Genomic DNA, 24,853 nt, shown 5'->3' with positions numbered 1-24,853 from the left:
GCTCGACCGCGGACCCGCCGCGGTCGAGCCGCTCCGTCGCTATGCGGGGGCGGGCGCGTCCTGGAGGGGGACGGCTGCGGGGCGGTCGCAGGTGCTCTCGACCTGGAGCTCCCTGCCCTGGTCGGCGGAGGCGAGGAGCGCGGTCATGATGTCGAGGACGTGGTAGGCGAGGTCCCCGTTGGCGCGGAAGGGTTCTCCCGCGGGCGTGACGGCGAGGTCGGCCACGCCGTAGCCGCGTCCCGAGTCGCGGTAGCCCGCACTGGGTTCGAGGGTCTGCCATTCGCCGTCGAGCGGGTGGTACTTGACGTCGCCGTCGAAGTGGTTGGGGTCGGGGACGATGAGGGTCCCGGTGTGGCCGTGGACTTCGATGTTCGAGGCGCGGGTGGCGACGACGTCGAAGCTCATGACGAGGGTGGAGAGGGCGCCGGACTCGTGGCGCAGGACGCCGGTGACGTGGGTGTCGACGGTGACCGGGATCGTCTCGCCCGCACGGGGACCGGAGCCGATGACGCGGGTGTCGCGGGTGTGGCCGGCGGCGCCGACGACCGAGGCGACCGGGCCGAGGAGCGTCACGAGCGCGGTCACGTAGTAGGGGCCCATGTCGAGCAGCGGGCCGCCGCCGGGGACGTAGTAGAAGTCCGGGTTCGGGTGCCAGCGCTCGTGGCCGGGGGTGAGCATCGTGGCGGTGGCGGCGACCGGGGTGCCGATGAGGCCGTCGTCGACGGCCTTGCGGGCGGTCTGGATGCCGGTGCCCAGCACGGTGTCCGGGGCGCAGCCGACCCTGACGCCGGCCTCGCGGGCCGCGTCCAGGACCGCCTTGGCGTCGCCGAGGTCGGCGGCCAGGGGCTTCTCGCCGTAGACGTCCTTGCCGTTGGCGATGGCCTTGAGGGCGATCTCGGCGTGGGCGGCGGGGATGGTGAGGTTGAGGACGAGGTCGACCTCGGGGTCCTCCAGGAGCCGGTCGACGGTGAGGGCGCGCACGCCCTGGGCGTCGGCGACGTCCTTCGCGCGGGCCTCGTCGAGGTCGGCGACGGCCGTGAGCTTCACGGCGTCGAGGCGTTCGAAGGCGGTCAGGTACTGGCCGGAGATCGCTCCGACCCCGACGATGCCGATCCTCAGCGGCTGGCCCACAGGATGCCCCTCTCGATGATGGTGCGCACGTTGGCGTCGGCGAGGACGCCCATGTCGTGGCCGGGGGTGCACACGAAGATCCGGCCCTCGCCCCACAGGCGCGTCCACACGGCCGGGCAGGTGATGGGCCGGTGCCACGGGTGGTAGGCGGTGACGGGGATGGTGGTGGTCGCCAGGACGTCGTTGTACTCGTCCGAGAGGACCCAGTACTGCTCGGTGTGGAGGTCGAAGTCGCTGATGCCCTTGACGATCGGGTGCTCGGCCTGCTCGGGGACGATGTTGACCGTGTAGTGGGTGAAGCAGTCGGCGGCCTCGCCCTTGAGCTCCTCGCGCGGCGCCCGGGTGGGGTGGGTCGCGAACTGGCCGCCGATGAACTGGAGGTAGTCGGAGCTGTTGCGGTAGGAGTCGGCGATGCCGCCGTGCCAGCCGGCCATGCCCGCGCCGCCCTCGACCGCGGCGATGAGTCCGAGCAGCTCGTCGCGCTCGATGGTGTTCATGGTGTTGGTCTGGACGATGAGGTCCACGGTCGACATGTACTCGGCGTCCGCGTAGACGGCGGTGGCGTCCTCGACGCGGACGTCGTAGCCGTGCTCCTTGAGGAAGGGCAGGAACGAGTCGGTGGCCTCGACGGGCTGGTGCCCGTCCCATCCGCCGCGCACGACCAGCGCGCGCTTGCTGCCTGTAGTCGACATGCGAAGTTCAGCTCCAAATGTTGCGCAACTTCAGCGCCGGTCCGGCGCTTCGCGTTCATTATGACAAGAGTTTTCCGCTAAATCTAGTGCGTTTCGAGGGCGTAAAGTTGCGCAACTTTTCGACCTGTCGGTATGCTCGCGCCATGCAGGATTCCCGACGGACGACCCTCGCCGACGTGGCCGCCGCGGCCGGGACGACGGTGCCGACCGTCTCGAAGGTGCTCAGCGGCCGCTCGGACGTCTCGGCCGCCACGCGCACCCGCGTCATGCGCGCCGTGGCCGAGCTCGGCTACCGCGGGCGCTCGGGGCGGGGCGCGGTGCCGCGGCTCGACCGTCCGTCGCTTGTGGATCTGGTGTTGAGCGGGGTGGAGGGGACGTGGGCGAACCGGGCCCTGAGCGGCGTCGAGCGCGCCGCCACCGCGGCCGGGGTGGACCTGGTGCTCACCGTCGCCCATGACGACGGGGCGTGGCTGAACCGGCTGCTGGAGCGGAACCTGAGGGGCGCGGTGCTCGCGCTGGTCGACGTCAGCGCCGACCAGCTGGCGACGTTGGTCGCCGCGCGGGTCCCGGTGGTGCTGCTCGACCCGGTGACGCAGCCGCCGAGCACGGTCGCGAGCGTGGGCGCGGCGAACTGGGCCGGGGGCCGGGCCGCCGCCGAGCACCTCATCGGGCTCGGGCACGAGCGCCTGGCCGTGATCGGGGCCGACCGCCGGGCCCTGTACACGCAGGCGCGCATCGACGGGTTCCGTTCGGCCGCAGCGCAGGCCGGTGCCGAGGTCGAGGTGCAGTACATCGAGTGGAGCGCCACGGGCGCGGCCAAGGCCGCGGCCGGTCTGCTGAGTCGCGCGGACCGGCCGACGGCGCTGTTCGCGTGCACCGACAACATCGCCGCGGGCGTGTACGACGCCACGGAGTCGCTGGGGCTGCGCCTCCCCGAGGACGTCAGCGTCGTCGGCTTCGACGACCTGCCCGAGGTGCAGTGGCTGCGACCGGCCCTGACGACGGTGCACCAGCCGATAAGCGAGATGGGCGAGGCCGCGCTGCGGATGCTGCTGCGGATCAGGGCCGACCCGCCGCCGCTGGCCCCGCGCGAGGAGCTGGCGACGCAGCTGGTCGTCCGCGGGTCCACCGCCGCCCCTTAGAACAGGTGCCCGTAGCCCATGGCGACGAGGTTGTCGTGGGAGATTCGCAGGCTCTCGAACGCGGTGCGGCCGTAGAACTCGTCCTGCTCGACCAGGAGGTGGTCGGCGCCGATCGCGATCGACGCCTCGATGATCGCCGGGAAGTCGAGGTTGCCTTCGCCGACCTCCGCGAACTGCACGAGCTGTTGCAGCCCTTGCTGCCACGGTTCGCGGTCGCCCGCGTCCAGGGCGGCGTAGACGTCGGCGGGGAGTCGCGCGATCCGGTAGTCCTTGAGGTGGACCATCGAGACGCGCCCGGCGTACTTGTGGAGGGTCGCCACAGGGTCGAGGCCGCCGCGCTGGACCCAGTGGGCGTCGATCTCCAAGCCCACCAGCGGGGCCCGGTCGGCGATGACGTCGAGCAGGAACCGGCCCTCGTATTTCGCGAAGTCGACGTGGTGGTTGTGGTAGTGCAGGCGGATGCCGTGATCGGCGAGGCGGACCGCGACCTCCTGGCAGGCGTCGGCGAAGGCGGCCACGGTTTCGAGATCGGCCATGGCCTCGGCCGGGAGCATCCCGATGCGGATCATGTCCGCGCCAAGGGTCTTCGCGTCGTCGACGAACTTGTCGAAGGTGGAGGTCAGGGACTCGTCGCCGGTCAGTCCGCCCGAGATGGAGGCGAACTCGAAGCCGAGCTCCTCCTTCACGCGCACCAGCTCGGCGACGTTCTCCTTCGTCATCGGGACCGCCGACACCTCCCCGATGCGGTAGCCGATGGCGCGGACCTCGCGGAACGCCTCGAAGACGCCGCGCGAGGCGATCTCGTCGCGAAGGGTGAAGCACTGGACGCCGATCCTGGTCATGCTCGCTCCTCGGTGGTGCAGGTCAGTTCGAACTCGGCGGCCAGGGACGCGCCTCCGACGAGCACCAGCGGGCCGAGCGGGCCACCATCGGATTCATAAGGGCGGCAGGCCGGTTCGAGGGCGATCGTGTCGGCCGTGCCCCACCACGGGAAGCCGGTGGTGGCGCGGTGCTCCTGCCAGACGAACAGGAACGGGAACACCTCGGGGTCCCAGGTGAGGACCGCGGCGGTGCCCTTGTCGGCGTTGCTGATCGAGGCGGTGCCCCGGCCTTTGGCGCGCACCACTTGGAAGTCGCTGTGCAGCTCGTCCCCTTCGGGGAAGCGCGCGTCGACGCGGTCGCCACCGATTGCCACGGTCGTCCCGGGCCCGATGAGCGCCGGGCCGAAGGCCGGGTGCTCGACCCACGTGAACGCGGCCTCGCGAGGCGAATGGTTCCAGACGGTCTGGCGCACAAGGACACCGGTGCCCGTGGCAGTCACCCGGCGGCGCACGGTCAGCGGCGCGGTGCGCAGCACGATCGCGAACTCGCACAAGGCGTCGTCCGCTTCGGTCAGACGCCAGCGCCGCCAGGCGGCCTCGCCGTGGAAGGGGTGCGCGACCCGGTCGAGGGTGCGCGCGTCGCCCGCGTGGGGCACGAGCGTGTGCCAGCCCCCGGCGTAGCGGCGGTGCCATTCCTCGTTGGAGCCGGTGAACTGGTAGGTCCCGCCCCAGTCCTCCTCTCCCCACGCGGTGGTCAGCAGGTATTCGGTCCCGGTGGGGGCGTGCAGGATCGAGGCGATCCGGGCCCCGACCGCATCGACGTCCACGGTGTACTCGCCTGCGGCGAGGCTGATCGGGCTCACAGGCCGTACCGCCGGGTGCGGCGCACCGAGGGCGCGAAGGAGGCGTGGAAGATCGTGGATGCGGCGCCGATCGCGCCGGCCTCGACCTTCACCAGGGAGCGCTCGACGGCGACGTGCCGGGCGTGCCGCGCGGTGGGCATGGTGTTCACCGCTTTGTCGATGGCGTCCAACGTGATCGCCTCGATCTCGGGCGCGAACGCGGGCCCGCCGACGACCAGCAGCGGCAGGTCGAGCAGGTCGATGAGGGCGACCGCGCCGAGGGCGACGACGTCGGCGATCTGGCGGGCCGCGGCCGTCGCGGCCGGGTCCCCGGCGCCGACTTCGGCGCACATCTCCTGGTAGGTGACCGCGGGCCCGGCGTAGCCGAGTTCGCGGGCGATCTCGGGGAGCGCGGCGGTCGGGTTGCATTCGCGCACCAGCTGCGGGCGGCCGTCGTGGTCGATGCGGCCGGAGCGGACGGCGCACAGCTGCCCGAACTCGCCGGCATTGGCGCTGGCGCCGCGGTAGGTCTCGCCGTTGAGCACGAGGCCGGAGCCGACGCCGGTGCCGACGTACAGGTACACGAAGTCGCTGGCGCGGTCGGTGCGCCCGACCCACCGCTCCCCCACCGCGGCCGCGGCGCCGTCCTTCTCCAACACGACGGGGCAGTCGAGGCGCTCGGCGAGCATGGCGCGCAAGGGAACGTTCCGCCATTCCTTCGACAGCGGCAGGTCGAGCAGCTCCCCGTCGGTGGTGATGGGGCCGGGGGCGGCCACGCCGACGCCGAGGAACGTGGAGCGGTCGATCCCGGAGGAGGTCACGGCGTCCTCGGTCGCGGCGGCGATGATCTCGACGAGCGCTTCGGGGGAGGTGCCGTGCTCGACGGGGATGCGGCGGCGCTGGAGCGGGGTGCCGTCGAGGTCGGTGAGGACGATCGAGACCAGCTCGGGGTCGACGAGCGCGCCGACGGCGTGGGCGGCCTCGGCGCGCAGCCGCACCGGCGTGCGGGGCTTGCCGAGGCGCTCGGCCCGCTCGGAGGCGTTCTCGACGAGGAGGCCGCGCTCCAGGAGGATGCGCAGGATGCGCGAGACCGACTGCTGGGTCAGGCCCGTGCGCTCGGCGATCTCGACGCGGGAGATGGCCCCGGCCTGGCGGATCGTCTCGACGATGGTGGCCTCGTTGAAGGACCCCAGGTCGGACTGGTTGGCGCCGGCCCGGTCGCCGGGCGGCGCCGGGGTGCGGCGGGTGGTGGTGTCGTTCCGGTCGGTCACGGGGCCTCCAGCGCTCCGTCGGGTCTGCGGACGCCGGCGGCCCAGGCGTCGTGCCCGGACAGCTCGGCCGGGAAGCGGGCGGCCGCCTGCTCGTCGATGTCGATGCCCCAGCCGGGGGCCTCGTTGGGGTGCAGCCAGCCGTCCTCGATGCGGAGGGTCCCGGGGAAGACCTCGTGCACGCGTTCGCCGTAGACGTGGCCCTCCTGGATGCCGAAGGCCGCGGAGGTGACGTCGAGGGCGACGTTGGCGGCGGCGCCGATCGGGGACGTGTCGCCGGGGCCGTGCCAGGCGGTGCGCACGCCGCACAGTTCGGCGAGGTCGGCGATCTTGCGGGCGGCGGTGAGGCCGCCGATGTCGGAGACGTGGCTGCGGATGAAGTCGACGCCGCCGTCCTTGACGAGCCGCACGGCATCCTGAAGGGACGTCGTGAGTTCGCCGACGGCGATCGGGACGGGGCTGGCGGCGCGCACTTCGGGGAGGCGGTCCCAGTGCTCGGGGGCGAGGACGTCTTCGAGGAAGAACAGCCGGTAGGGCTCCAATGCCCTTGCGAGCCAGACGGCCTCCTTCGGGGTGAGTCTGGAGTGGACGTCATGGAGGAGTTCGACGTTGTCCGGGAGCTTGTCGCGGGCGGCCTCGAAGAGGGCGGGGGTGCGGCGCAGGTAGTCGCGGGCGCTCCAGCCGTTCCGGTAGGGCGCGTCGGGGTACTCGGTGGGGACGCTGGGCGCGCCGTACCCGCCGCCGCCGGGGGTGGACATCTGGAGGCGCACGTGGCGCTGGCCGCGTTCGATGAGGCGCTGGGCATCCTCGATGACCTCGCCGATGGTGCGCCCGGCGGCGTGGAGGTAGGTGTCGGCCGCGGCGCGCACCTTCCCGCCGAGGAGTTCGTGGACGGGCATGCCGGCGCGCTTGCCGGCGATGTCCCACAGGGCCTGGTCGATGCCGGAGATCGCGTTGTTGGTGACGGGGCCGCCGCGCCAGTACCCGGTGAACCCGGCGAGGCGCACGAGGTCGCCGATGTCGCCGGGGTAGCGGCCGACGAGGAGTCGGGCGAGGTGGTCGTCGACGAACGACACCACGGCCTTCCACCGCTGCGTGAAGGTGGCGCAGCCGAGGCCGTAGAGGCCGGGGACGTCGGTGTCGATGCGCACGACGACGAGCGCGATGCCGTCGGGCGCGGTCGCGATGGCGCGCACGGAGGTGATCCGCACGTCCTCGCGGGCCGGCCACGGGTTCGCGAACGTTTCAATCGTCATGGGTCGCTGCTCCTTGCTGGGTCTCCATTATGCGGGTCACTTGAAATCGGCGGGGAGGTCGAGCGTCGGAATCGGCAGGTCGCGGTGGGCCTCGAAGCCGATGAGCTCGCGCGCGGGCGTCAGGTCGATCGGCACTTCGCGCCCGACGAAGCGCCGCAGGCGCGGCGCCCGGGGCGCGAACGCCTCCAGCAGCTCCTCGGTCCGGTAGGGCGCGACCGTCGAGTTCGCGGCCAGGAAGAACGCGTGCGCGCCGGACGTGTTCGCCGTGAGCGCCAGGACGATCGAGCGGGCGGCGTCCTCGGTGTGCAGGTACGACCAGACCTCGCACAGGCCCGGCCGCGGGTCCTGCTCCAGCTGCTTGGACTGGGCGAGGAGGGCCTGCTCGTCGTGGACGTGCGGGAACCGCAGGGTCACGACGTCGATCCCCCACTGCCGCCAGGCCATCCGCGCGGTGGACTCCCCGTGGTGCTTGGACAGGGAGTACCAGTCCGAGATGTCGACGGGGATGTCGGTGTCGAGCGGGAAGTACGCCGGGACGACCTCGTGGCGGTTCATCGGCAGCCCGTAGGCGTTGATCGACCCGGCCACGACCGCCCGCGCGATCCCGGCCTCCCCGGCCTGGGCGAGCACGTTGAACGTGGAGACCACGTTCGTGGAGTACACGTCGTAGGGCGGGGCGATGTCGCGGTGGGCGAGCGCGGCGAGGTGGACGACGAAGTCCGCGTCTTCGAGCGCGGCCCGAACGTCCTCCTGGGACCTGGTGTCGCCCACCAGGACCCGCTCGGCCTCCAGCCCGGGGTTGGCCTGGATCGAGAGCGTCGTGACCGACGCGCCCGCCGAGCGCAGGTGCGCGACCGCGACCGGGCCGATGCGCCCCGAGGCGCCGGTGACGAGCACGCGGGCTCCGTTGAGGGGGGTCATCCCTTCACACCTCCTGCGGTGCCGACCCCGCGGAGGAACTGCTTCTGGAAGATCGCGAAGAGCACCACGGGGATGATGATGGACAGGAACACGGCGGCCATCTGGACCGCCAGCGGCGAGTTGCCGGTCGCCAGCCGTGGCAGCATGACCGACACGGGCTGGAGGTCGGGGTTCGACAGGACCAGCATGGGCCACAGGAACTCCTTCCACGAGCCCACGATGGACAGGAGCACGATGACGCCGAGGATCGGGCGCGACAGCGGCAGGACCACCATCGTGAGGATGCGCAGCGGGCCGGCGCCGTCGATCTTCGCGGCCTCCATGTACTCGCGCGGGATCGAGTCGAAGAACCGCTTGAGGACGACGACGTTGAACGCGCTTGCACCGGCGGGCAGCCAGACGGCCCAGAACGTGTCCTGGAGGCTGACGTTGAGCAGCGGCAGGTCCAGGATCGTCAGGTACAGCGGCACGAACGACACGACGCCGGGCAGGAACAGGGTCGCCAGGATCGCGCCCGACAGCCACGGCCCCCACTTGGGGCGCAGGACGCTGAGCAGGAACGCGGCGGCGACGGAGACGATGAGCGTGGACAGGGTCGAGCCGGCCGCGAGGATCACGGTGTTGCCCAGGGACTGCCCGATCCGGGCGCCGTTCCAGGCCAGCGCGAGGTTCTGCCAGTCGTTGGGGCTGAACCAGATGCCCATCGGGTCGGCGACGATGTCGTTGCTCGGCGAGACCGATGCCTTTGCGGCCCATAGGAGCGGGCCGAGGCCGGAGACGATGAGGACCAGGAGCAGGAGGCCCTGGACGAGGCCGAACCAGGTCCGCACGACGGGGCGGCGGCGGTCGGAGACGGAGATGACGCCGCGGTCTTTGAGGTCGGTCATGTCGTCGTGCTCCATCGCTTGGTGACGAAGTAGTAGACGACCGACAGGAGCCCGAGGAAGGCCGCGAGGAGGACGCTGAGCGCGGTCGCGGCTCCGAAGTCGCCGTTGACGAACGCGTAGTTGTAGATCTTCAGCAGGATCGTCTGGGTCGCGTTGTTGGGGCCGCCGCCGGTGAACAGGAACGGCTCGGTGAAGATCTGGAACGTCCCGATGAGCTGGAGGAGCATCATCACGAAGATGACGTTGCGCAGCTGCGGGAGGGTGATGTGCCAGATGCGGCGCCAGATGCCGGCGCCGTCGATCTCGGCGGCCTCGTACAGCTCGGTGCGCACTGTGGACAGTGCGGCGATGTAGATGATCGCGGTGGACCCGGCTCCGGCCCAGGTGGCGTACAGGACGATCGAGGGCATCGCGGAGTTCTCGGCGTTGAGCCACGGGAAGGGGCCCAGGCCGATCCAGCCGAGGGCGGTGTTGAACATGCCGGTGGCGTCGGGGTCGTAGAAGAACTTCCACAGCAGGATCGCCGCGACGGGCGGGACGATCGCCGGGAGGTAGGCGAGCGCGTTGTAGAGCGTGTCGTACTTGCGCAGCTCGTTGATGAGGACGGCCAGGACGATCGGGATCGGGAAGCCGAACACGAGGGCCAGCAGCGCGAAGTACGCGGTGTTGAGCGAGGCCTGGACGAGCCCGGGGTCCGAGAGGACGTACGTGAAGTTCCCCCAGCCGACCCATTCGGCGGGCTGGATGAGGTTGGTCTTCTGGAAGCTCAGGACGAGCCCCTGGACGACCGGGCCCCAGCTGAAGTACACGTAGACGAGGACGACGGGGACGGCGAAGAGCACGGCGTGCAGGCCGCCGCCGCGGGCCCATCGGACGGGGTCGAAGCGCGGTTTCCTGCGCCGCCTGGCGGTCGCGGCGGCGGCCGCGTCGAGGGTCTTGGTCATGTGGTCTCCGTTCCGAGGGACCGGCCGGGCCTGGTGCGGGGCCCGGCCGGCTGCTCGGGTTCCTACCGGGCGGCCTGCTCGATGATGCCGTTGACGATCTCGGTGGCGTCGGCGACGGCCTGGGCGATGTCGGCGCCCTCGTCGGTGAGGATCTGCTGCACGACCGGGTCGAGGGCGGCGTAGGTCTGCTGGGTGCCCGCGGGCGGTTCGGCGATGAGCTGGAGGGTCGAGCCGGTGTAGCTCGCGAACTGCTCCAGGGGGACGTTGATGTGCGGTTCGATCCAGCCGAGGTAGCGGTCGTAGATCTCCTGCGAGACCGGCGGGAGGCCGGGGAGGCCGACGGGGTTGCCTTCGGCCGCATTGGATTCGGCGTCGGCGAGGGCGACGGCCTCGTCGTAGTACTTGTCGAACTCGTAGAACTTGATCCACTTGGCGGCGGCTAGGAGCTGGTTGGGGGTGGCCTTGGCGTCGAACAGCTTCAGGGTGCCGCCGGTGAGGGTGCCGTTGTTCCCGGCGCCGCCCTGGGGCAGCTGGCCGATGCCGAAGTGGGCGGGGTCGAAATCGTAGTCGCGCACGAGGGTGTTGTACGCGTCGGGGGCCTGGAGGACCATGCCGATGGTGCCGCCGGCGAAGGCCTGGCGCACGCCTTCCTGGTCGTAGAGGAACTCGCGGCCCATGGTGTCGTCGACCCAGCGCATGTCGTGCAGGAGCTGGAGCGCGGCGATGGTGGCCTCGCCCATGACGGACTCGGTGCCGGCGTCGTCCTGGATGCGCCCGCCGTTGGAGTAGGTCATGGTGGTGAGCATCCACCCGCCGGTGTTGTTGGTGGTCATCTGCGCGTAGGGGGTGGCGCCGGGGACGTTCGCCTTGATCTGCTGGGCGAAGGCCCGCACGTCGTCCCAGGTGGCGGGCGGGGTGTCGGGGTCGAGGCCGGCCTGCTCGAAGATGCTGCGGTTGTAGGCGATGCCGACCGAGAACAGGCCGGTGGGGATGGTGTAGACGTTGCCGTCCGAGTCCTTGACGTTGTCGAGGGCGAGGGGGTTGAGCTCGGAGAGGAGTTCGAGCTCTTCGAGGTAGGGCGTCATGTCGGGCAGCTGGCCGTTCTCGATGAGCTCGTAGCTGTAGGTCAGGGAGACGCCCATGACGGTGGGGAGGGTGCCGCCGGCGAGTTTCGCCTGGAAGGTCTGGGCCTCCCACACCTCGGTGGAGGGTTCGAGGGTGATGTTGCCGTTGGCGGCCTCGAACTCGTCGACGCGCTCGTTGAACGCGGCGAGCTCTTCGGGCTTGTCCTCGGTCGGCTGGTCGCCGACGGAGATGGTGACGTCGGCCGAGGGGTCGAGGTCTTCGGTGCCGCCGTCGGCGCCGGGGTCGCTGCACGCGGCGGTGCCGGCGAGCGCGGCGACGGTGCCGGCGGAGCCTGCGGCGAGGACGTGTCGCCTGGACAGTTTCGTCATTGAAACTCCTGTGGGGTGAAGGCCCGTGATCCGTTCGGGCCGGTCGTCGTGGTGCCAATAAACTAAATCCATTAGTGTTAGTAAGTCAACCCGGTGCGGTACGTTATTTCTGAACGCACCCCCGCACCAGGTGTCCCCCGCACACCGGATCCCAAGGAGGCCAACGACCATGAGCACTCCCGCCCCCGCACCCCTGCGCCTGGCCGTCGTCGGCTGCGGCGTCATCGGCCGCCTCCACGCCGAGGTCGCCGCCCACTCCCCCGACCTGGAGGTCGTCGCCCTCGTCGACCCCTACGAGCCCGGCGCTGCCGCGGTCGCCGCCCAGCTCACCGGCCTCGGGCAGCCCGAGCCGCGGATCTTCGCCGACCTCGCGGCGGCGCTCGACGGCGGCGGGATCGACGTCGTCGCCGTCTGCACCCTCAGCGGCACCCACGCCTCGCTCGCGCTCGAAGCCCTCGAAGCCGGCGCGCACGTCGTGGTCGAGAAGCCCCTCGACGTGGCGATGGGCCCGGCCCGGCGCCTGAGGGAGGCCGCGGCCGAGCGGCCCGGGCAGGTCGTCGCCGTCATCTCCCAGCACCGCCACGACCCGGCCTCGCTCGCGGTCCACAACGCGCTCAAAGCGGGACGCTTCGGCACGGTCACCTCCGCGGTCGCCAACATCGACTGGTTCCGCACCCAGGCGTACTACGACTCGGCCGACTGGCGCGGCACGTGGGCGCTCGACGGCGGCGGCGCCCTCATGAACCAGGGCGTGCACACCCTCGACCTGCTGCTGTGGTTCCTCGGCGAGCCCGTCGAGGTCACCGCGCACACCGCGCGGGTCGGCCACGAGCGCATCGAGGTCGAGGACGTCGCCGTCGCGATCCTCCGCTTCGCGAACGGCGCCCTCGCGACCTTGCACGCCACCACCACGGCCTACCCGGACCTCGGTGTGCGCCTTCAGGTCCACGGCACCGACGGCTCCGCGGTGATCGCCGCCGACGAGCTGACGTTCTTCCACGCCCGCGACGCCGAGGGCACCGAGTGGGAGAACGACCAGGTCGCCCGCGAGCTCCGCGAGGCCGCCGTCCAAGGGCCCCAAGGGGACTACGCGAACCCGCACCTGACGCAGTGGACCGACATCGCCGCGGCCGTGCGCGAGGGCCGCGACCCGTGGGTGACCCTCGAAGACGGGCTGCGCGCGCTCGCGACGGTGCGCGCGGTCTACCTCTCGGCGACGCTCGGGCGTCCGATCCGGGTCGCCGACGTCCTCGACGGCGCGTACGACGAGCAGGCGACGCATACCGGATTCACCGCTCCCCTTGGGAAGTAGCCGCTTCGCTCCGGTGCATTAGGGTAGAGGCCGGCACATGGGGGCGATTCGGGTTTTCGGTGGGAGCGACCATTGCGCGCAGGGCAGATCGTGGGCGGTCGGTACCGGCTTGAGGAGCGCCTCGGGTCGGGCAGCCAGGGCGAGGTCTGGCGCGCGGCCGACACGCGGCTCAACGAGCGCCCCGTCGCCCTCAAGCGCGCTTTGATCGGCGGCGACGCCGCCGCGGCCGCCAAGGTGCGCAAGGAGTCCGAGGTCCTCGCCAGCCTCAACCACCCCAACGTCGTCACCGTCCACGACGCCTTCCGGGAGCCGGCGGAGGACGGCGGCGACTGGTGGATCGTCATGGAGTTCGTCTCCGGCCGCTCCCTCGCCGAGGTCGGCACCGTGGGCGCCGAGGAGGCCGCCCGGTACGGCGCGCAGCTCGCCGGGGGCCTAGAAGCGGTGCACGCCAAGGGCATCCTCCACCGCGACATCAAGCCCGCGAACGTCCTGGTCACCGAGCAGGGCCAGGCCAAGCTCGCCGACTTCGGCATCGCCCGCCAGGTCCACGCCGAACCGACCCTCACCGGGACCGGGGCCGTCACCGGCACGCCCGGCTACGTCGCCCCCGAGGTCGTGCGCGGCGGCCGATTCACCGCCGCCGCCGACGTCTTCTCCTTGGGCGCCACCCTCTTCCACGCCGTCGAGGGCACTTCGCCGTTCGGCGAGGGCAACGCCCACGCGCTCCTGTGGCGCACCGCCCAGGGCGAACGGGTCGAGTCCAAGCGCGCCGGCGACCTCGAACCGCTCCTCGACCGCCTCCTGGAGACCGACCCCAAGCGCCGCATCCGCATCGACCAGGCCCGCACCGATCTCGGCCGCCTCTCCGGGCAACCGGTGGCCGGAGCGGCGCGGACGCCGGGGCGACGGCGCCGCTGGATCTGGGCCGCTGCGGCGGCATCGGCCCTGGTCGTCCTCGCCGTGGTCGTGTGGCCGGGCCTGCGGTCGGACGAGTCCGGCGGCGGGGAGACCGACGGCACCCCCTCCGGAACCGCCGAGGACTACATGGGCGACCCCAGGACCGCCGACCCCTGCGCGCTGCTCGACACCGAGGCGCTGAGCGTGTATGGGGACACCCGCATCGACTCGAACGACGGCGGCTGGCGGCACTGCTTCGTCGACATCACCACGGCATCGGGCTACGTCGACGTCGAGTTGTACTTCTACAGCAGCGAAGAGGAACCCGAGCCCGGCGAGACCCGGATGGTCGGCCCGATCGGCCTCATCCGCAACGAGGGCACCCATGAGGAGTGCGAGCGGAGCCTCGTCCTGCCCGACGGGGAGAACATCGTCTCGATCGACGCGGAGCAGGACGAGAGCGGCGGCGACGACCTGTGCCCCATCGCCGACACCGCCGTCGACGGGGCCCTCGCGATCCTCGCCGACGGCCCGATCCCCCGCCGCACGCAGACCCACGGCCCCGCCTCGACCTTCCACCTCGACGCCTGCGACATGCTCGACAACGAAGCGCTTGAGCACTTCCCCGGCGTCAACGCCCACGAACCCTGGTGGGGCTTCGGCAACTGGGAATGCGAGTGGTTCTCGACCACCAGCGACGACCGGATCCGCGTCGAGTTCGACTTCGACGACCCGCCCACCCCCGACGAGGGCGAGTTCATCGAGCTCGACGGGCGCACCGCCGTGATCGAGGGCGACTACTGGGCGCCGGACTCCTGCCTCGTCAGCATCGTCCAGCTCCAGTACCCCAGCCCCGACGGCGACGGCACCACCGTCGCCGAGAACGTCCGGGTCCTCGCCTACGGCGACGAGCACGACACTCAGGACGAGCTGTGCGCCCTGGCGGTCGAGCTGGCCGGTTCCGCCGCCGAAGCGCTCCCCGACGCCTGACCCGGGACCACTCCCGGACCCGCGTGGCAGGGTTGGGAGGGAAACAATCCGGAGGGCCGCTGATGACCGACATCTCCCAGGTGGAGGGCTTGGAGCCCCTGCCTCCCGACCATGCGAGCCTCGCCTTCGGGGTCGCCGACACCGCGCCGGGCACGATCTACGCGCTCTCGATGTCCGGCGGGGTCCGCTTCCGCCCCAAGGAGGAACGCGTCGTCCTTTTCGGACGGAACCGGCCCGAGGTGCACGTGTGCGTGGGCGAGGACGACCGGCGCGTCAGCCGCGCCCACGGTCGCCTCGCGCGCCGCGGCGACCACTGGTGGCTCTCCAACACCGGGCACCTGCCGTTGCAGCTGCCCGGCTCGCGCACGCTCTTCCCCGAGGACGAGCCGTTCCCGGTCCAGACCGGCTACACGCCGGTGTTCATCTCCGGCACCGCCCGGCGCCGCCACCTCGTCGAGCTGTACGTCTCCGGCGACGACGGCCGCCTCCCGCCGCCCGCGCCCGGCGCGGCCACGCTCAAGGACCGGCCGTGGCGGCTCGACGCGGACGAGCGGCTCGCGCTGGTGTGCCTGGCGCAGCGCTACCTGCTGCACGAGGCGTACCCGCAGCCGGTGTCGTGGAAGCAGGTCGCAGCCGAGCTGGGCGAGCTCGGCTTCGAGGGGAACTGGCGGCCCAAGCGGATCGAGCACCTGGTGGCGAAGGTCCGCCAGCGCCTGTCGGGCGCGGGCGTCCCGGGGCTGACCCGCGAGGAGGTCGGGGAGCCGGTGGGCAACATGCTCAACCACAACCTGATCACCGAGCTGCTGCACACCCGCACCCTCGTTCCGCCGGACCTGCGGATCCTCGGCGACGGCTGAAAGCGGCCGCGCCCCCGTGGCGCGGCCGCCGGCTCAGTCCTGGAGGCGTTCGAAGACGCTGCGGACCTCCTTGTCGCTGACCTCCGCTTCGATCTCGCCGGGAGGGCCGAAGTCGGCGTAGCCGTAGCTGTTGTAGTACAGGGTCTGCGGACAGGGGTCGCCGTCGAAGTGCACGGTGTACGAGTCGACCTGCTCGCCGGTCCGCAGGGCGAAGACCTTGACGTCGAACCGGGCGGTGTAGAAGCTGACCTGGTGCGGGAAGTAGCTGCTGAGGTCGTTCTCGTAGTAGCAGGTCTCCAGGTGCCGTCCCTGCTTCGGGCCGTCGACGCAGACGACGATCTCGGTCTCCTCGACGGTGCCGGAGGTCCACGACTCCGAGACGCCGTACGAGTCGGGGTCGAGGCCGATGACCCACATGGGGTGGGGGCTGCGGCCCGAGTAGGCGGGGGCGTCGCGCCAGGGGGCGGGGGCCTGGCAGTACTCGTCGGCGGTCAGGAGCCCTTGGACGTGCAGGAACTCGATCTGGGAGTCGACCGCGTAGAGCTCGTCGGTGGCGGCCTGGAACTCGGCGTGGTCGGGGTAGTCGACGACGAAGCGCTGGTAGGCGTCCTGGGCTCCGGTGAGGTCGTCGACGGTGGCTTCGGCGCGGGCGCAGGCGAGGAGGTGCAGCGGGACGGCTGCGGCGGCCGCGGCGATCGGTTCGGTGAGTTCGGGGGCCTCCCAGGTCTGGGCGCCGATCCAGTCGTCGACGGCGACGGCGTTGCAGGCCGGGGTGTCGTCGTCGAGGTCGGCCATCAGGTCTTCGACCGTGTCGCGGACGGTGTCGGCCTGGCCCGGTTCGGTGTCGAGGGTTTCTGTCAGCTGCTCGAAACCCGGGGCGAGGGTGGTGGCGGGGTCGCCGCCGACGCGGGCGGCGAGGAAGAGCATCGCGGCGCGCTCGGGCCCGGCACCGTCCCAGAGCGCGGCCGGGTGGTCGAGGTACTCCGCCATGGTCGCGGCGCCCGCGGCGCCGCCTTCGGCGCGGGCCTGTTCGAGGAGCGCGCACGCCTCCAACTGCGCGGCCCGCTCGTCGTCGATGCCGCCGTAGGCGATGCGGTGGCCGGCGTCGAACCGGTCGAGCGCCGCGGCGGCCGCGGTGCAGTCGCCTTCGGTGTGGGCGGTCTCGGCACCGCGGACCATCTGCCAGGCGTCCCAGCGGAATCCAATGACCGTGAGGAGGACGAGCGCGGCGGCCGTGACCGCCAGGATTCGGTCGCGACGGCGGGTGCCGGGGTGCGGTTCGCTGCGGCGGGTGAGGTACCAGGCGTGGAGGCACATCAGGAGCCACCACACTCCGAACAGGATCCGCCAGGCCAGGTTGTCGGGCTCGGCGGCGAGTGCGAACAGCAGGAAGAACGTGCCGGCCATCGCGGCCGCGGCGAGGCGCGTGCGCCGCATGAGCATGTAGCCCAAGCCGAGTGCGGTGGCGTTGGCGGCGACGGCGGCAACCGGGTCGACGGGCCTGGGCACGAACGGCGGCCGCACTTTCCGCTCGAACGGCGGCGCGAACGGCGCGGGCTGCGGCTCCCGCTCGAACCGCGGCGGCTGCGCGGGCACCCAGGGCGGGGACTGCTCCGCGTCAGGCGGCGTGGGCTCGACTCGCGGGAACGGCGGCGGGGGCGAAGGCTGCGGGGGCTCCATCTCGGGGTACACGGGACACTCCTCGGTCGGCGGTCCCCCCAGAACACCACGAACCCCCCGGGACCGGTCCCGATCAGCGCGCCGGGCGCGGGAGGGATCGGCCTCGAATCCTGGCGCGGCGGGCGGGGATGGGCGAGACTGCTTCCATGCTTCTCGTCGTTCAGGTCTTCGCGGCTCTCGCCGGTCTCGTCCACGTCTACATCTGGGTCATGGAGACGCTGCGCTTCAGCGACCCGAAGGTCCACCGCGGCACGTTCAAGACCGAGACGGCCGACCTGGCCGCCGTCAAGCCTTGGGCGGCGAACCAGGGTTGGTACAACCTGTTCCTGGCGGTCGGCGCGCTGCTGGGCACCGCGCTGGTGCGCGCCGAGCCGGCGGTGGGGTGGACGCTGATGGTGACGGCGTGCGGGTCGATGCTGCTCGCGGCGCTGGTGCTGGTCGCGACGGACCGGTCGATGGTCCCGGCGGCGGCCAAGCAGGGCGGGTTCCCGCTGCTCGCACTGGTGTTCGCGTTGACGCAGCTGTGATCTTGTAGGCTGGCGGCGCCCCTGAGTGAGTTCCCCTCGATGACTGGAGTGACCCGATGGCCTACCCGCCCGCCCCGCAGCACGTGCTCAAGCTTCGCTACAAGACCTGGTATCCGGTGCTGTTCACCGTGCTCGGCTCGGTATGGCTCGTCGCCAACCTGCTGACCCTGATGGCCGGCGCGTTCGGCATCGGCCTCGTGACCGGGCCGCTGTTCCTGCTCATCGGCATCCTGACGTTCGTGAACCCGTACTACTCGTACGAGTACGCGACCGGCGGCCTGAGCATCCACTCGCCGCTCGGCTTCCGGGCCGGGACCTACGGCCCGCCGAAGGGCGAGCGACTGTGGTACGACGGCGTGAACCTGGTGCGGGTCAAGGCGGACGGCAAGCAGAAGCGCGTGAACCTGAAGCTCGTCCGGCCCGAGGACGCGGCGCAGCTGGTCCAGGCGGTCGCGGCCGCGCAGCAGCAGGTCCAGTAGGCCGCGATGGACGACCGGCGGCTGGTCAAGGTCTCGAAGTACCTGTCGCGGCACCTGCGGCACGACCCGCAGCGGCTCGGAATCGAGCTGGACGAGCAGGGCTGGGTCGACGTGGACGTGCTCCTCGCGGCCCTCGCCCGGCAGAACTTCCGCCTCACCCGCGAGGAACTCGACGAGGTCGTCGAGCGCAATGACAAGCGGCGGTACGTGATCCGCGACGGCCGCATCCGCGCCAGCCAGGGCCACACGGTCGACGTCGACCTGGCCCTGGAGCCGGTCGAGCCCCCGGCGGAGCTGTTCCACGGCACCGCCGAGGGCTATCTCGACGCGATCCGCGCGGAGGGCCTGAAGGCGATGGCCCGCCACGACGTGCATCTCTCCCCCGACTACGCGACCGCGGTGCGCGTCGGTTCGCGGCGCGGCAGGCCGGTGGTCCTGGTGGTCGACGCGGGCCGCATGGCCGCGGAGGGGCACGTGTTCTACCGCTCGGAGAACGGCGTGTGGCTGACCGAGTCCGTCCCGGCCTGGGCCATCGCGTTCCCCGACTGATCAGCGCAGGCGCGACCGGGCGGTGGTTTCGAGCCGGAGCGTCTGGATCGGGCTCGAAAGCGCTTCCGACGCAATGGCTTCGGCGTCCACCTCACCTTGGGCGAACCAGGCCAGCACGTGCTCGCCGGTGCGGACCGGCAGGGCCGGGAAGGTGTTCTCGGCGGGCTCGGTCGTCAGCAGGGCGAGGGGCCGGAGTCCTCGCGCCTGGAGTTCGGGGCGCAGCCGGTCGACGGCGGCTTCGACCGAGGCGTCCTCGGCGGCCGGGTCGATGCGGTGGACCGCGGCGGTGATGCGCGTCGGCGAGGGCTCCTCGTGGCGCCCGGGCCGGGGCTGGTCCGGGGCCGCGAATCCGGCGCCGTCGAAGGGCGGGCGGAGCAGGAGTACGTCGTCGGAGTCGATCATGGTGGCGTTCGCCTTGTCGCGGTTGGCTTTCCACACTGGACCGCCGTAGAAGGCCTCAAGCGCTTCGGCGCGGGACTCCATGTCGCGGAAGCCGCGCACCCACACGAAGTGGTCGGGCCGGTCGAGGTCCCGGAACTGGCCGACGATCCGCATCCCGACCGCTTCCTGGCTCTCGACGAACTCGCGGTCGAACAGGTCGATGAGCTCGTCGCGCCGTCCCCGGTGGAGGGTGTACTGGCGCAGCTCGAACACGGTGCATTCGTCGGTGGTCATTCAGTCTCCAGCTGTTCGAAGTTCTGTTCGATTCTAGAGACCGCGAAGGGCCGCCGTCCTCTCGGACGGCGGCCCTGTTTCAGTGGGGCTAGACGGCGACGGGAACCGCTTCCGCCTGGGCCGCATCGGTTTTACGGGCCCGGATCACGGTGACCGCGACGACCAGCGCGATGGCGACCATGACCGCGGCGATGGTGTAGCCGAGCCGGTAGCCCGCCGTCAGGGCCTCGGCCTGGCCGGTGCCGCCGTCCAGGAGGGTGGCGGTGCGGGAGGAGACCGCGGTGCTGATGACCGCGAGGCCGACCGCGCCGCCGACCTGCTGGGCGGTGTTGAACAGGCCGGAGGTGACGCCGGCGTCCTCGGGTTTGGAGTCGGCCATGCCGAGGGTCATGAGGGCGGGCATGGTCAGGCCGAAGCCGAGCGGGGCGGTGATCATGCCGGGGAGGACGTCGACCAGGTAGGAGCCGTCGGCGCGCATCTGGGCGAAGAGCACGAACCCGGCGACCATCACGGCGAGGCCGACGATCGCGAGCTTGCGCGGCGCGACCCGCGTCAGCAGCTGCGGGGCGACCCACAGCGACACCGCGGCGATCACCAGCGGCGCGGGCAGGAACGCCAGGCCCGCGGTCAGCGGCCGGTAGTCGAGGACCTGCTGGAGGTACAGGACCGTGAAGTACATGAACCCGAACGCGGCGCCGACCATGAGCGCCTGGGCGAGGTTCGCCCCGGCGACGCTGCGGGAGAACATGATCCGCAGCGGGACCAGCGGGGTCGCGGCCTTGGCCTGGCGAACGAGGAACCCGGCCAGCAGCAGGGCGGCGACGGCGCCGAAGCCGATGGTGCGCAGCGAGTTCCAGCCCTGGTGCTCGACTTCGATGAGGGTGTAGACGGCGAGCATGACCCCGGCGGTCACGAGCACCGCGCCGAGCACGTCGGCCCCGGCCTTGAGGCCGATGCCGCGGTCGTTCTCCAGCAGGCGCCAGGCGAGGACGGCCACGATGACGCCGAGCGGCACGTTGATGAAGAAGATCGACTCCCAGCCCACGGCCTCGGTCAGGACCCCACCGACGACACTCCCGAGCGCGCCGCCACCGGCGGACGCGAACCCGAAGGCGCCGATGCCCTTCGCCTGCTGCGCCGGCTCGGGCAGCAGCATCACGACCATGCCCAGCAACCCGGCCGAGGCGACCGCGCCGCCGATGCCCTGCACGAACCGGCCCGCGAGCAGGAGCCCTTGCGTGTCGGCGAACCCGATGGCCGCCGAGGAGAGCGTGAATAGTGCCAGGCCGACGATGAACACCCACTTCCGGCTGAGGAGATCCCCAAGACGCCCGGCGAGCAACAGGAGCCCACCGAACGGAATCACATAAGCGTTGACGGTCCAAACCAAGTTGGCGGACGAAAACCCAAGGTCGTCCCGAATCGCAGGCAGAGCAATCGTGACGATGTTCTGGTCGAGGATGATCATGACCTGCGCGGCGAGCAGGACCATGACGGTCAGCCAGCGGCGGCTGAGACTCGCTTCGGTTGCGGTGGACATGTCGGGGCTCCTTCAGCTCACGGGGAACGATTTGTTCCTGGAGCAATCATGTGTTCCAATGGAGCCGTCCGGAAGAAGGCACTTTCATGTACCGGGGGATACACGGATGTTCCTGTCCAGGTCATCCGCCTGATCGCCCCAATATGAACTGGAGCACATGCCATGGCAGACGAGTGCGACGACGTCCCGATGTCCGACGTGCAAGTCGAGGCGTGCCCGATCGTCCAGATCATCGACCGGGTCGCCGGCAAGTGGTCCGTCTCGATCCTGGTCGCGGCCATCCGCCAGCCGGTCCGCTACACCGAGCTGGAGCGCAGCATCCCCGGCATCAGCCGCCGCATGCTCACCCTGACCCTCCGCAACCTCGAACGCGACGGCCTCCTCACCCGCACCGTCTACCCCACCGTCCCGCCCAAGGTCGAGTACACCGCCACCGACTCCGCCCGCGAGCTCTACGGCCACCTCACCGGCCTCCTCGAATGGGCCGAACGCCACCGCCCCGACATCATCGAGGCCCGCAAGACCTACGACGCCCTCGTCGCCGCCGCTTAGCCGCGCAACCAGACCCGGAGCGGTCCGACCGGCTTGAAGCCATGCGCAATGGCCGACTCCAGTGCTTCGCCGTGTTCGTAGCCGACCAGTGGGTTGCCTGACGCCGCGGCGAGCGCGATCGGCCAGGGTGAATCGCCCTCTGCCGCAAAGATGTTCGAGACGCCGATGACGTCTTCGCTCTGGTTCAGCACTGCGCCCGCGATGATTCGGCCGTCAGGGGTGGTTTTCGCGATCACTGAGATGTCGGGGTCGTCGAGGAGTTCTGGGCGGAAGAGTTCGGCGTTGTCGTTGTCCCAGGTGGTCGCCCAGGCGTGGAGGGTGGCGGGGTCTTTGACCAGGGTCCAGGGGGCGGTCGTCGCGGGTGTGGTGGCGGGGTGGTGGATCCATTGGGCTTCGAAGAGGATGTCGAAGCCGTAGGGGCGCAGGTCGAGGTCGGCGAAGCTGTCTTTGACGGAGGCGCCTGGGCCGGCATCGATTCGAGTGATCAGTGCGGCGGGGTCGGCGTTCGGGGTGAGGGTGACCGCGTCGGGGTAGAACAGTGGTGTCCGAAGTGGAGATGTCCAGGCGTCGGTGCCGAAGTCTCCCGTGATGCCGTGGGCGCGGCTCATCGCGGCGCACCAGTCGGCGTTGTTGCGGGCGGCGCGGGAAATCCATGTGGTGGTCACGGGGGTCGATAGTAGGCTGCCGATATGAAGGCGCACTTTGAATGCGTGGTCTTGGACTGCCCGGAGCCGACCGCGCTGGCCCGGTTCTATCAGTCGGTTCTCGGCGGAGACGTGAACCGGCCGGATCGGCGGTGGTCGCTCGGGGACGGGAGCGCGACGCTGCATCTGGAGTCCGGGTTCGTGCTGCTGTTCCAACCGGTCGAGGACTACCGGCCGCCGCGGTGGCCCGATCCGGCGTATCCGCAGCAGTTCCATCTCGACTTCGCCGTGCCCGACCTTGAGGAGGCCCAGGCGGAGGTGCTGGCGAACGGTGCAGTGCTGCTGGACGACCAGCAGGGCTGGCGCGTCTACGCCGATCCGGCCGGGCATCCGTTCTGCCTGGTCCGAGACTGGTGGAGCGAGAGCGGCGAGGGACATGGGTGATTCCAGGGCCGGGCATCTGCACCATGTCGAGTTGTGGGTGCCGGATCTCGGGCGGGCCGTTGAGTCGTTCGGGTGGCTGCTGGAGTCATTGGGGTACGAGCGGTTTCAGGATTGGGAGGCCGGGCGCAGTTGGCGGTTCGGGCCGACCTATGTGGTGGTCGAGGAGTCGTCGGCGATGTCGGGACGGCGGCATGACCGGCTCGCGCCGGGGTTGAATCACCTGGCGTTCCATGTCAGCGACGACCGGGAGGTCGAGCGGCTGGCGGTCGAGGGGGCCCGACACGGGTGGGCTTTGATGTTCACGGACCGGCATCCGTTCGCGGGCGGCCCGGAGCATTATGCGGCTTACCTCGAGAACGCGGACGGGTTCGAGGTGGAGCTGGTGGCCGAGATCGTCGGGGCCACAGGTTCCGGCGGTAGGCTATTACAGTCGTCATAGCCCGAGGAGGTTCCGTTGGCGCAGGTTGAAGCGCCCCGCGAGCGGATCGTGGCCGGTGCGGCCGAGATGATCAGCCGGCGCGGGCTGAACGCCACGAGTATTCGGGAGCTGTCGAAGCACGCGCATGCGCCACTCGGGTCGACCTACCATTATTTTCCTGGTGGCAAGGGGCAGTTGGCGACCGAGGCGGTGCGGTTCGCCGGGGAGAGCGTCGCGCGGAGCCTGCGCAAGGAGCTGCGGGTCGGCCCGCGCAAGGGTGTGGCCGCGTTCCTGGCGCTGTGGCGGGACATCGTGACCGGGACCGACTTCCGCGCCGGGTGCCCGGTGCTGGCGGTCGCGGTCGAGGAGCCGCCGGTCGGGGACGTGCCGGAGGCGGTGCTCGCGGCGGCCGAGGTGTTCGCCGACTGGGAGCGGCTGCTGGCCGAATCGCTTGCGGCCCACGGTGCCGAGGGCACGCAGGCGGCGCAGATCGCCACGCTCATCGTCGCCTCGGTGGAGGGGACGGTCGCCATGTGCCGGGCCCAGCGCGACACCGGTCCGCTCGACCGTGTTGCGGCGCAGCTGGATGCGATCATCGCGGGCGTTCTCGGGCACTGACCGGCCGTTTCGCCATCCGATCGGATCCAACGTGTCCTGACTCACAATCGGGAGTAGAGTCGGTTCCGATCCTTCTGGCGCGCAACGAACTCCAGCGGTCGAGTGGAAGGCGGGCTCCAAATGACGGGAATCGGGTTCCGGATCCTCGGACCGGTCGAGATCCTCCATAACGGACAGAAGCAGGGCCCCACCACGGCGCAGCAGCGCTGCGTCCTCGCGATGCTCCTGCTCGACCTCGACCACGTCGTGCCGACCGGACGCCTGGTCTCGGCCCTGTGGGCCTCCGACCCGCCCGCGGCCGCCCGCAACTCCATCCGCGTCTACGTCACCAAGCTGCGCAAGCTGATCGCGGCCGATCCGGCCGTCGAGCTCGTGACGGTCGGCGAGGGCTGGCGCCTGTCGTGCGACGCCGAGCGCGTCGACCTGTACCGCTTCCGCGACCTCGTCGCCCGCGCCCGCTCCGGTCCGGCCGACCAGGCGGGCGGCCTGCTCCGCAAGCGCCTCGCGCAACTGCTCATGACCGCCCTCCACCGCGGCGGCCGCACCGCCGAAGGCCTGGAAGTGTTCCGGCGCATGCGAAAGCGCCTGGTCGACGAACTCGGCATCGAACCGAGCGCCGCCCTTCGCGGCGAGCACCAACGGCTCCTCGGCACGGCCGGGCGACTAAACGTTCACTAATCGCCCGCTAAAGACCGGGTGCGAGACTCCTTCCACAATGGTTCCGATTGAGGAGGCCTCCACTCATGAAATGGACATTCCGCAGGTCACGACTGGCATCCGTGCTCGCCACCCTCGCGATCGCCGCCGGCATCGTGTTCGCCGTCGGCTCGCCCGCGCAGGCGAGAGTCGTCGAATGCACGGACTGGGACACGAACGAGAAGACGTTCAACCTGCCCGGCAAGCCCGACGTCACCGTCAACGCCATCGTATGCATCGAGAACAACGGCGCCGACTACTACGCCGCGTGGATCACCGTCTACTGGGACGGCGGCAACGTCAACCTCTACGGCGACCGCTTCGACAAGTTCAAGCCCGAGGTCTACCGCGAGCGCAACCAGAAGATCCAAGGCACGGTCTACAGCTGCGACTTCACCGGCGAGATCAACAACCTGACCGAGGCCAGCGACGACTGCCTCCAGCCGTTCAAGTACTACAACACCAACGGCAGCTGGACCGGCGACGGCTGGATCATCTACAACATCAACGACGACGGCAACGGCGACTACTACTGGTACCTCACCGGCTCCCCGTCCGTCCCCTAATCTGCTCTCCGACCCCGGGCCCCGCCGTCCTGCCATACGGCGGGGCCCGTC

The 24,853-nt window shown here is 70.8% G+C and carries 27 protein-coding genes; 13 read left to right on the top strand and 14 right to left on the bottom strand.

Features of this window, described 5'->3' with window-relative positions; translation table 11 throughout:
- Nucleotides 1-39 precede the first annotated feature (39 nt).
- Entirely contained in the window at nt 40-1,131 is a 1,092-nt protein-coding gene (locus DI269_RS27910; protein WP_198667768.1) for a Gfo/Idh/MocA family protein, read from the bottom strand.
- Nucleotides 1,116-1,823, bottom strand: coding sequence for a ThuA domain-containing protein (locus DI269_RS27905; protein ID WP_198667767.1), 708 nt, complete (start codon nt 1,821-1,823; stop codon nt 1,116-1,118). Before DI269_RS27905 ends, DI269_RS27910 begins: the two co-directional genes overlap by 16 nt.
- 143 nt (nt 1,824-1,966) lie before the next feature.
- On the opposite strand from DI269_RS27905, the gene DI269_RS26190 reads away from it, so the two are divergent.
- Nucleotides 1,967-2,965 (top strand): LacI family DNA-binding transcriptional regulator, encoded by a 999-nt coding sequence (locus DI269_RS26190; protein WP_112141528.1) that lies wholly within the window; start codon nt 1,967-1,969, stop codon nt 2,963-2,965.
- Here the strand turns inward: DI269_RS26190 and DI269_RS26185 are convergent.
- The 8 genes from DI269_RS26185 to DI269_RS26150 all read right to left on the bottom strand — a co-directional run bounded on the left by DI269_RS26185 (nt 2,962) and on the right by DI269_RS26150 (nt 11,358).
- A complete protein-coding gene (locus DI269_RS26185) occupies nt 2,962-3,807 on the bottom strand; it encodes a sugar phosphate isomerase/epimerase family protein (protein ID WP_112141526.1) in 846 nt (281 codons plus the stop codon). The two genes, DI269_RS26190 and DI269_RS26185, sit on opposite strands and share 4 nt — an antisense overlap.
- Entirely contained in the window at nt 3,804-4,649 is an 846-nt protein-coding gene (locus DI269_RS26180) for an aldose epimerase family protein (RefSeq protein ID WP_112141524.1), read from the bottom strand. Before DI269_RS26180 ends, DI269_RS26185 begins: the two co-directional genes overlap by 4 nt.
- Nucleotides 4,646-5,899, bottom strand: a complete 1,254-nt coding sequence (locus DI269_RS26175) for an ROK family transcriptional regulator (protein ID WP_112141522.1) — start codon at nt 5,897-5,899, stop codon at nt 4,646-4,648. The genes DI269_RS26180 and DI269_RS26175 overlap by 4 nt, the downstream gene beginning before the upstream one ends.
- Nucleotides 5,896-7,152, bottom strand: a complete 1,257-nt coding sequence (locus DI269_RS26170; protein ID WP_112141520.1) for an enolase C-terminal domain-like protein — start codon at nt 7,150-7,152, stop codon at nt 5,896-5,898. Before DI269_RS26170 ends, DI269_RS26175 begins: the two co-directional genes overlap by 4 nt.
- Nucleotides 7,153-7,188: 36 nt before the next feature.
- Nucleotides 7,189-8,073 carry an NAD-dependent epimerase/dehydratase family protein gene (locus tag DI269_RS26165; RefSeq protein WP_112141518.1) on the bottom strand — a complete coding sequence of 295 codons (885 nt, stop codon included), beginning with the start codon at nt 8,071-8,073 and terminating at the stop codon, nt 7,189-7,191.
- Entirely contained in the window at nt 8,070-8,960 is an 891-nt protein-coding gene (locus tag DI269_RS26160; protein WP_112141516.1) for a carbohydrate ABC transporter permease, read from the bottom strand. Before DI269_RS26160 ends, DI269_RS26165 begins: the two co-directional genes overlap by 4 nt.
- Nucleotides 8,957-9,904 (bottom strand): carbohydrate ABC transporter permease, encoded by a 948-nt coding sequence (locus DI269_RS26155; protein WP_112141514.1) that lies wholly within the window; start codon nt 9,902-9,904, stop codon nt 8,957-8,959. Before DI269_RS26155 ends, DI269_RS26160 begins: the two co-directional genes overlap by 4 nt.
- 62 nt (nt 9,905-9,966) lie before the next feature.
- Nucleotides 9,967-11,358: an extracellular solute-binding protein gene (locus DI269_RS26150; protein ID WP_198667766.1), complete on the bottom strand. Its 1,392-nt coding sequence runs from the start codon at nt 11,356-11,358 to the stop codon at nt 9,967-9,969.
- 169 nt (nt 11,359-11,527) lie between these two features.
- Here DI269_RS26150 and DI269_RS26145 point away from each other — a divergent pair, with 169 nt between their 5' ends.
- From DI269_RS26145 to DI269_RS26135, 3 genes are all read left to right on the top strand, one after another.
- The gene (locus DI269_RS26145) at nt 11,528-12,670 is read left to right on the top strand and encodes a Gfo/Idh/MocA family protein (RefSeq protein ID WP_112141512.1); all 1,143 of its coding nucleotides are present in this window, start codon (nt 11,528-11,530) and stop codon (nt 12,668-12,670) included.
- A gap of 72 nt (nt 12,671-12,742) precedes the next feature.
- Nucleotides 12,743-14,557, top strand: coding sequence for a serine/threonine-protein kinase (locus DI269_RS26140; RefSeq protein ID WP_112141510.1), 1,815 nt, complete (start codon nt 12,743-12,745; stop codon nt 14,555-14,557).
- A 62-nt stretch (nt 14,558-14,619) separates the two neighbouring features.
- Nucleotides 14,620-15,414, top strand: coding sequence for an FHA domain-containing protein (locus DI269_RS26135; protein WP_112141508.1), 795 nt, complete (start codon nt 14,620-14,622; stop codon nt 15,412-15,414).
- 33 nt (nt 15,415-15,447) lie between these two features.
- On the opposite strand, the gene DI269_RS26130 is transcribed toward DI269_RS26135, so the two are convergent.
- Complete coding sequence (locus tag DI269_RS26130) at nt 15,448-17,106, bottom strand: hypothetical protein (RefSeq protein ID WP_112141506.1); 1,659 nt, start codon at nt 17,104-17,106, stop codon at nt 15,448-15,450.
- A 134-nt stretch (nt 17,107-17,240) separates the two neighbouring features.
- Here DI269_RS26130 and DI269_RS26125 point away from each other — a divergent pair, with 134 nt between their 5' ends.
- The 3 genes from DI269_RS26125 to DI269_RS26115 are packed head-to-tail and all read left to right on the top strand — an operon-like array spanning nt 17,241 to nt 18,649.
- Nucleotides 17,241-17,621, top strand: a complete 381-nt coding sequence (locus tag DI269_RS26125) for a DUF1304 domain-containing protein (RefSeq protein ID WP_112141537.1) — start codon at nt 17,241-17,243, stop codon at nt 17,619-17,621.
- Between the two features lie 56 nt (nt 17,622-17,677).
- Nucleotides 17,678-18,100, top strand: a complete 423-nt coding sequence (locus DI269_RS26120; RefSeq protein ID WP_112141504.1) for a hypothetical protein — start codon at nt 17,678-17,680, stop codon at nt 18,098-18,100.
- Nucleotides 18,101-18,106: 6 nt separating this feature from the next.
- The gene (locus DI269_RS26115) at nt 18,107-18,649 is read left to right on the top strand and encodes an RNA 2'-phosphotransferase (RefSeq protein WP_112141502.1); all 543 of its coding nucleotides are present in this window, start codon (nt 18,107-18,109) and stop codon (nt 18,647-18,649) included.
- Here DI269_RS26115 and DI269_RS26110 read toward each other — a convergent pair whose 3' ends face one another.
- Both DI269_RS26110 and DI269_RS26105 read right to left on the bottom strand, forming a co-directional pair.
- The gene (locus tag DI269_RS26110) at nt 18,650-19,324 is read right to left on the bottom strand and encodes an NIPSNAP family protein (protein WP_112141500.1); all 675 of its coding nucleotides are present in this window, start codon (nt 19,322-19,324) and stop codon (nt 18,650-18,652) included. It abuts the gene before it with no gap.
- An 88-nt stretch (nt 19,325-19,412) separates the two neighbouring features.
- On the bottom strand, nt 19,413-20,864 hold the full coding sequence (locus DI269_RS26105) for an MFS transporter (protein ID WP_112141498.1): 1,452 nt from the start codon (nt 20,862-20,864) through the stop codon (nt 19,413-19,415).
- Nucleotides 20,865-21,026: 162 nt separating this feature from the next.
- Here DI269_RS26105 and DI269_RS26100 point away from each other — a divergent pair, with 162 nt between their 5' ends.
- Nucleotides 21,027-21,416, top strand: a complete 390-nt coding sequence (locus DI269_RS26100; RefSeq protein WP_112141496.1) for a winged helix-turn-helix transcriptional regulator — start codon at nt 21,027-21,029, stop codon at nt 21,414-21,416.
- Here DI269_RS26100 and DI269_RS26095 read toward each other — a convergent pair.
- Entirely contained in the window at nt 21,413-22,081 is a 669-nt protein-coding gene (locus tag DI269_RS26095; RefSeq protein WP_112141494.1) for a hypothetical protein, read from the bottom strand. The two genes, DI269_RS26100 and DI269_RS26095, sit on opposite strands and share 4 nt — an antisense overlap.
- Before the next feature lie 24 nt (nt 22,082-22,105).
- On the opposite strand from DI269_RS26095, the gene DI269_RS26090 reads away from it, so the two are divergent.
- The 5 genes from DI269_RS26090 to DI269_RS26070 all read left to right on the top strand — a co-directional run bounded on the left by DI269_RS26090 (nt 22,106) and on the right by DI269_RS26070 (nt 24,802).
- The gene (locus tag DI269_RS26090) at nt 22,106-22,504 is read left to right on the top strand and encodes a VOC family protein (protein ID WP_112141492.1); all 399 of its coding nucleotides are present in this window, start codon (nt 22,106-22,108) and stop codon (nt 22,502-22,504) included.
- Complete coding sequence (locus DI269_RS26085) at nt 22,497-22,943, top strand: VOC family protein (RefSeq protein WP_112141490.1); 447 nt, start codon at nt 22,497-22,499, stop codon at nt 22,941-22,943. The genes DI269_RS26090 and DI269_RS26085 overlap by 8 nt, the downstream gene beginning before the upstream one ends.
- Before the next feature lie 15 nt (nt 22,944-22,958).
- Nucleotides 22,959-23,540, top strand: coding sequence for a TetR/AcrR family transcriptional regulator (locus tag DI269_RS26080; protein WP_112141489.1), 582 nt, complete (start codon nt 22,959-22,961; stop codon nt 23,538-23,540).
- A 120-nt stretch (nt 23,541-23,660) separates the two neighbouring features.
- Nucleotides 23,661-24,218, top strand: a complete 558-nt coding sequence (locus DI269_RS26075; protein ID WP_112141487.1) for an AfsR/SARP family transcriptional regulator — start codon at nt 23,661-23,663, stop codon at nt 24,216-24,218.
- 65 nt (nt 24,219-24,283) lie between these two features.
- Nucleotides 24,284-24,802, top strand: coding sequence for a hypothetical protein (locus DI269_RS26070; RefSeq protein WP_198667765.1), 519 nt, complete (start codon nt 24,284-24,286; stop codon nt 24,800-24,802).
- Nucleotides 24,803-24,853: the final 51 nt, after the last annotated feature.

Origin of the sequence: Glycomyces dulcitolivorans (genome assembly GCF_003265355.1) — a bacterium.
In the GTDB taxonomy this organism is placed as follows: domain Bacteria; phylum Actinomycetota; class Actinomycetes; order Mycobacteriales; family Micromonosporaceae; genus Glycomyces; species Glycomyces dulcitolivorans.
This window is presented reverse-complemented; position numbering and strand designations above follow the sequence as displayed.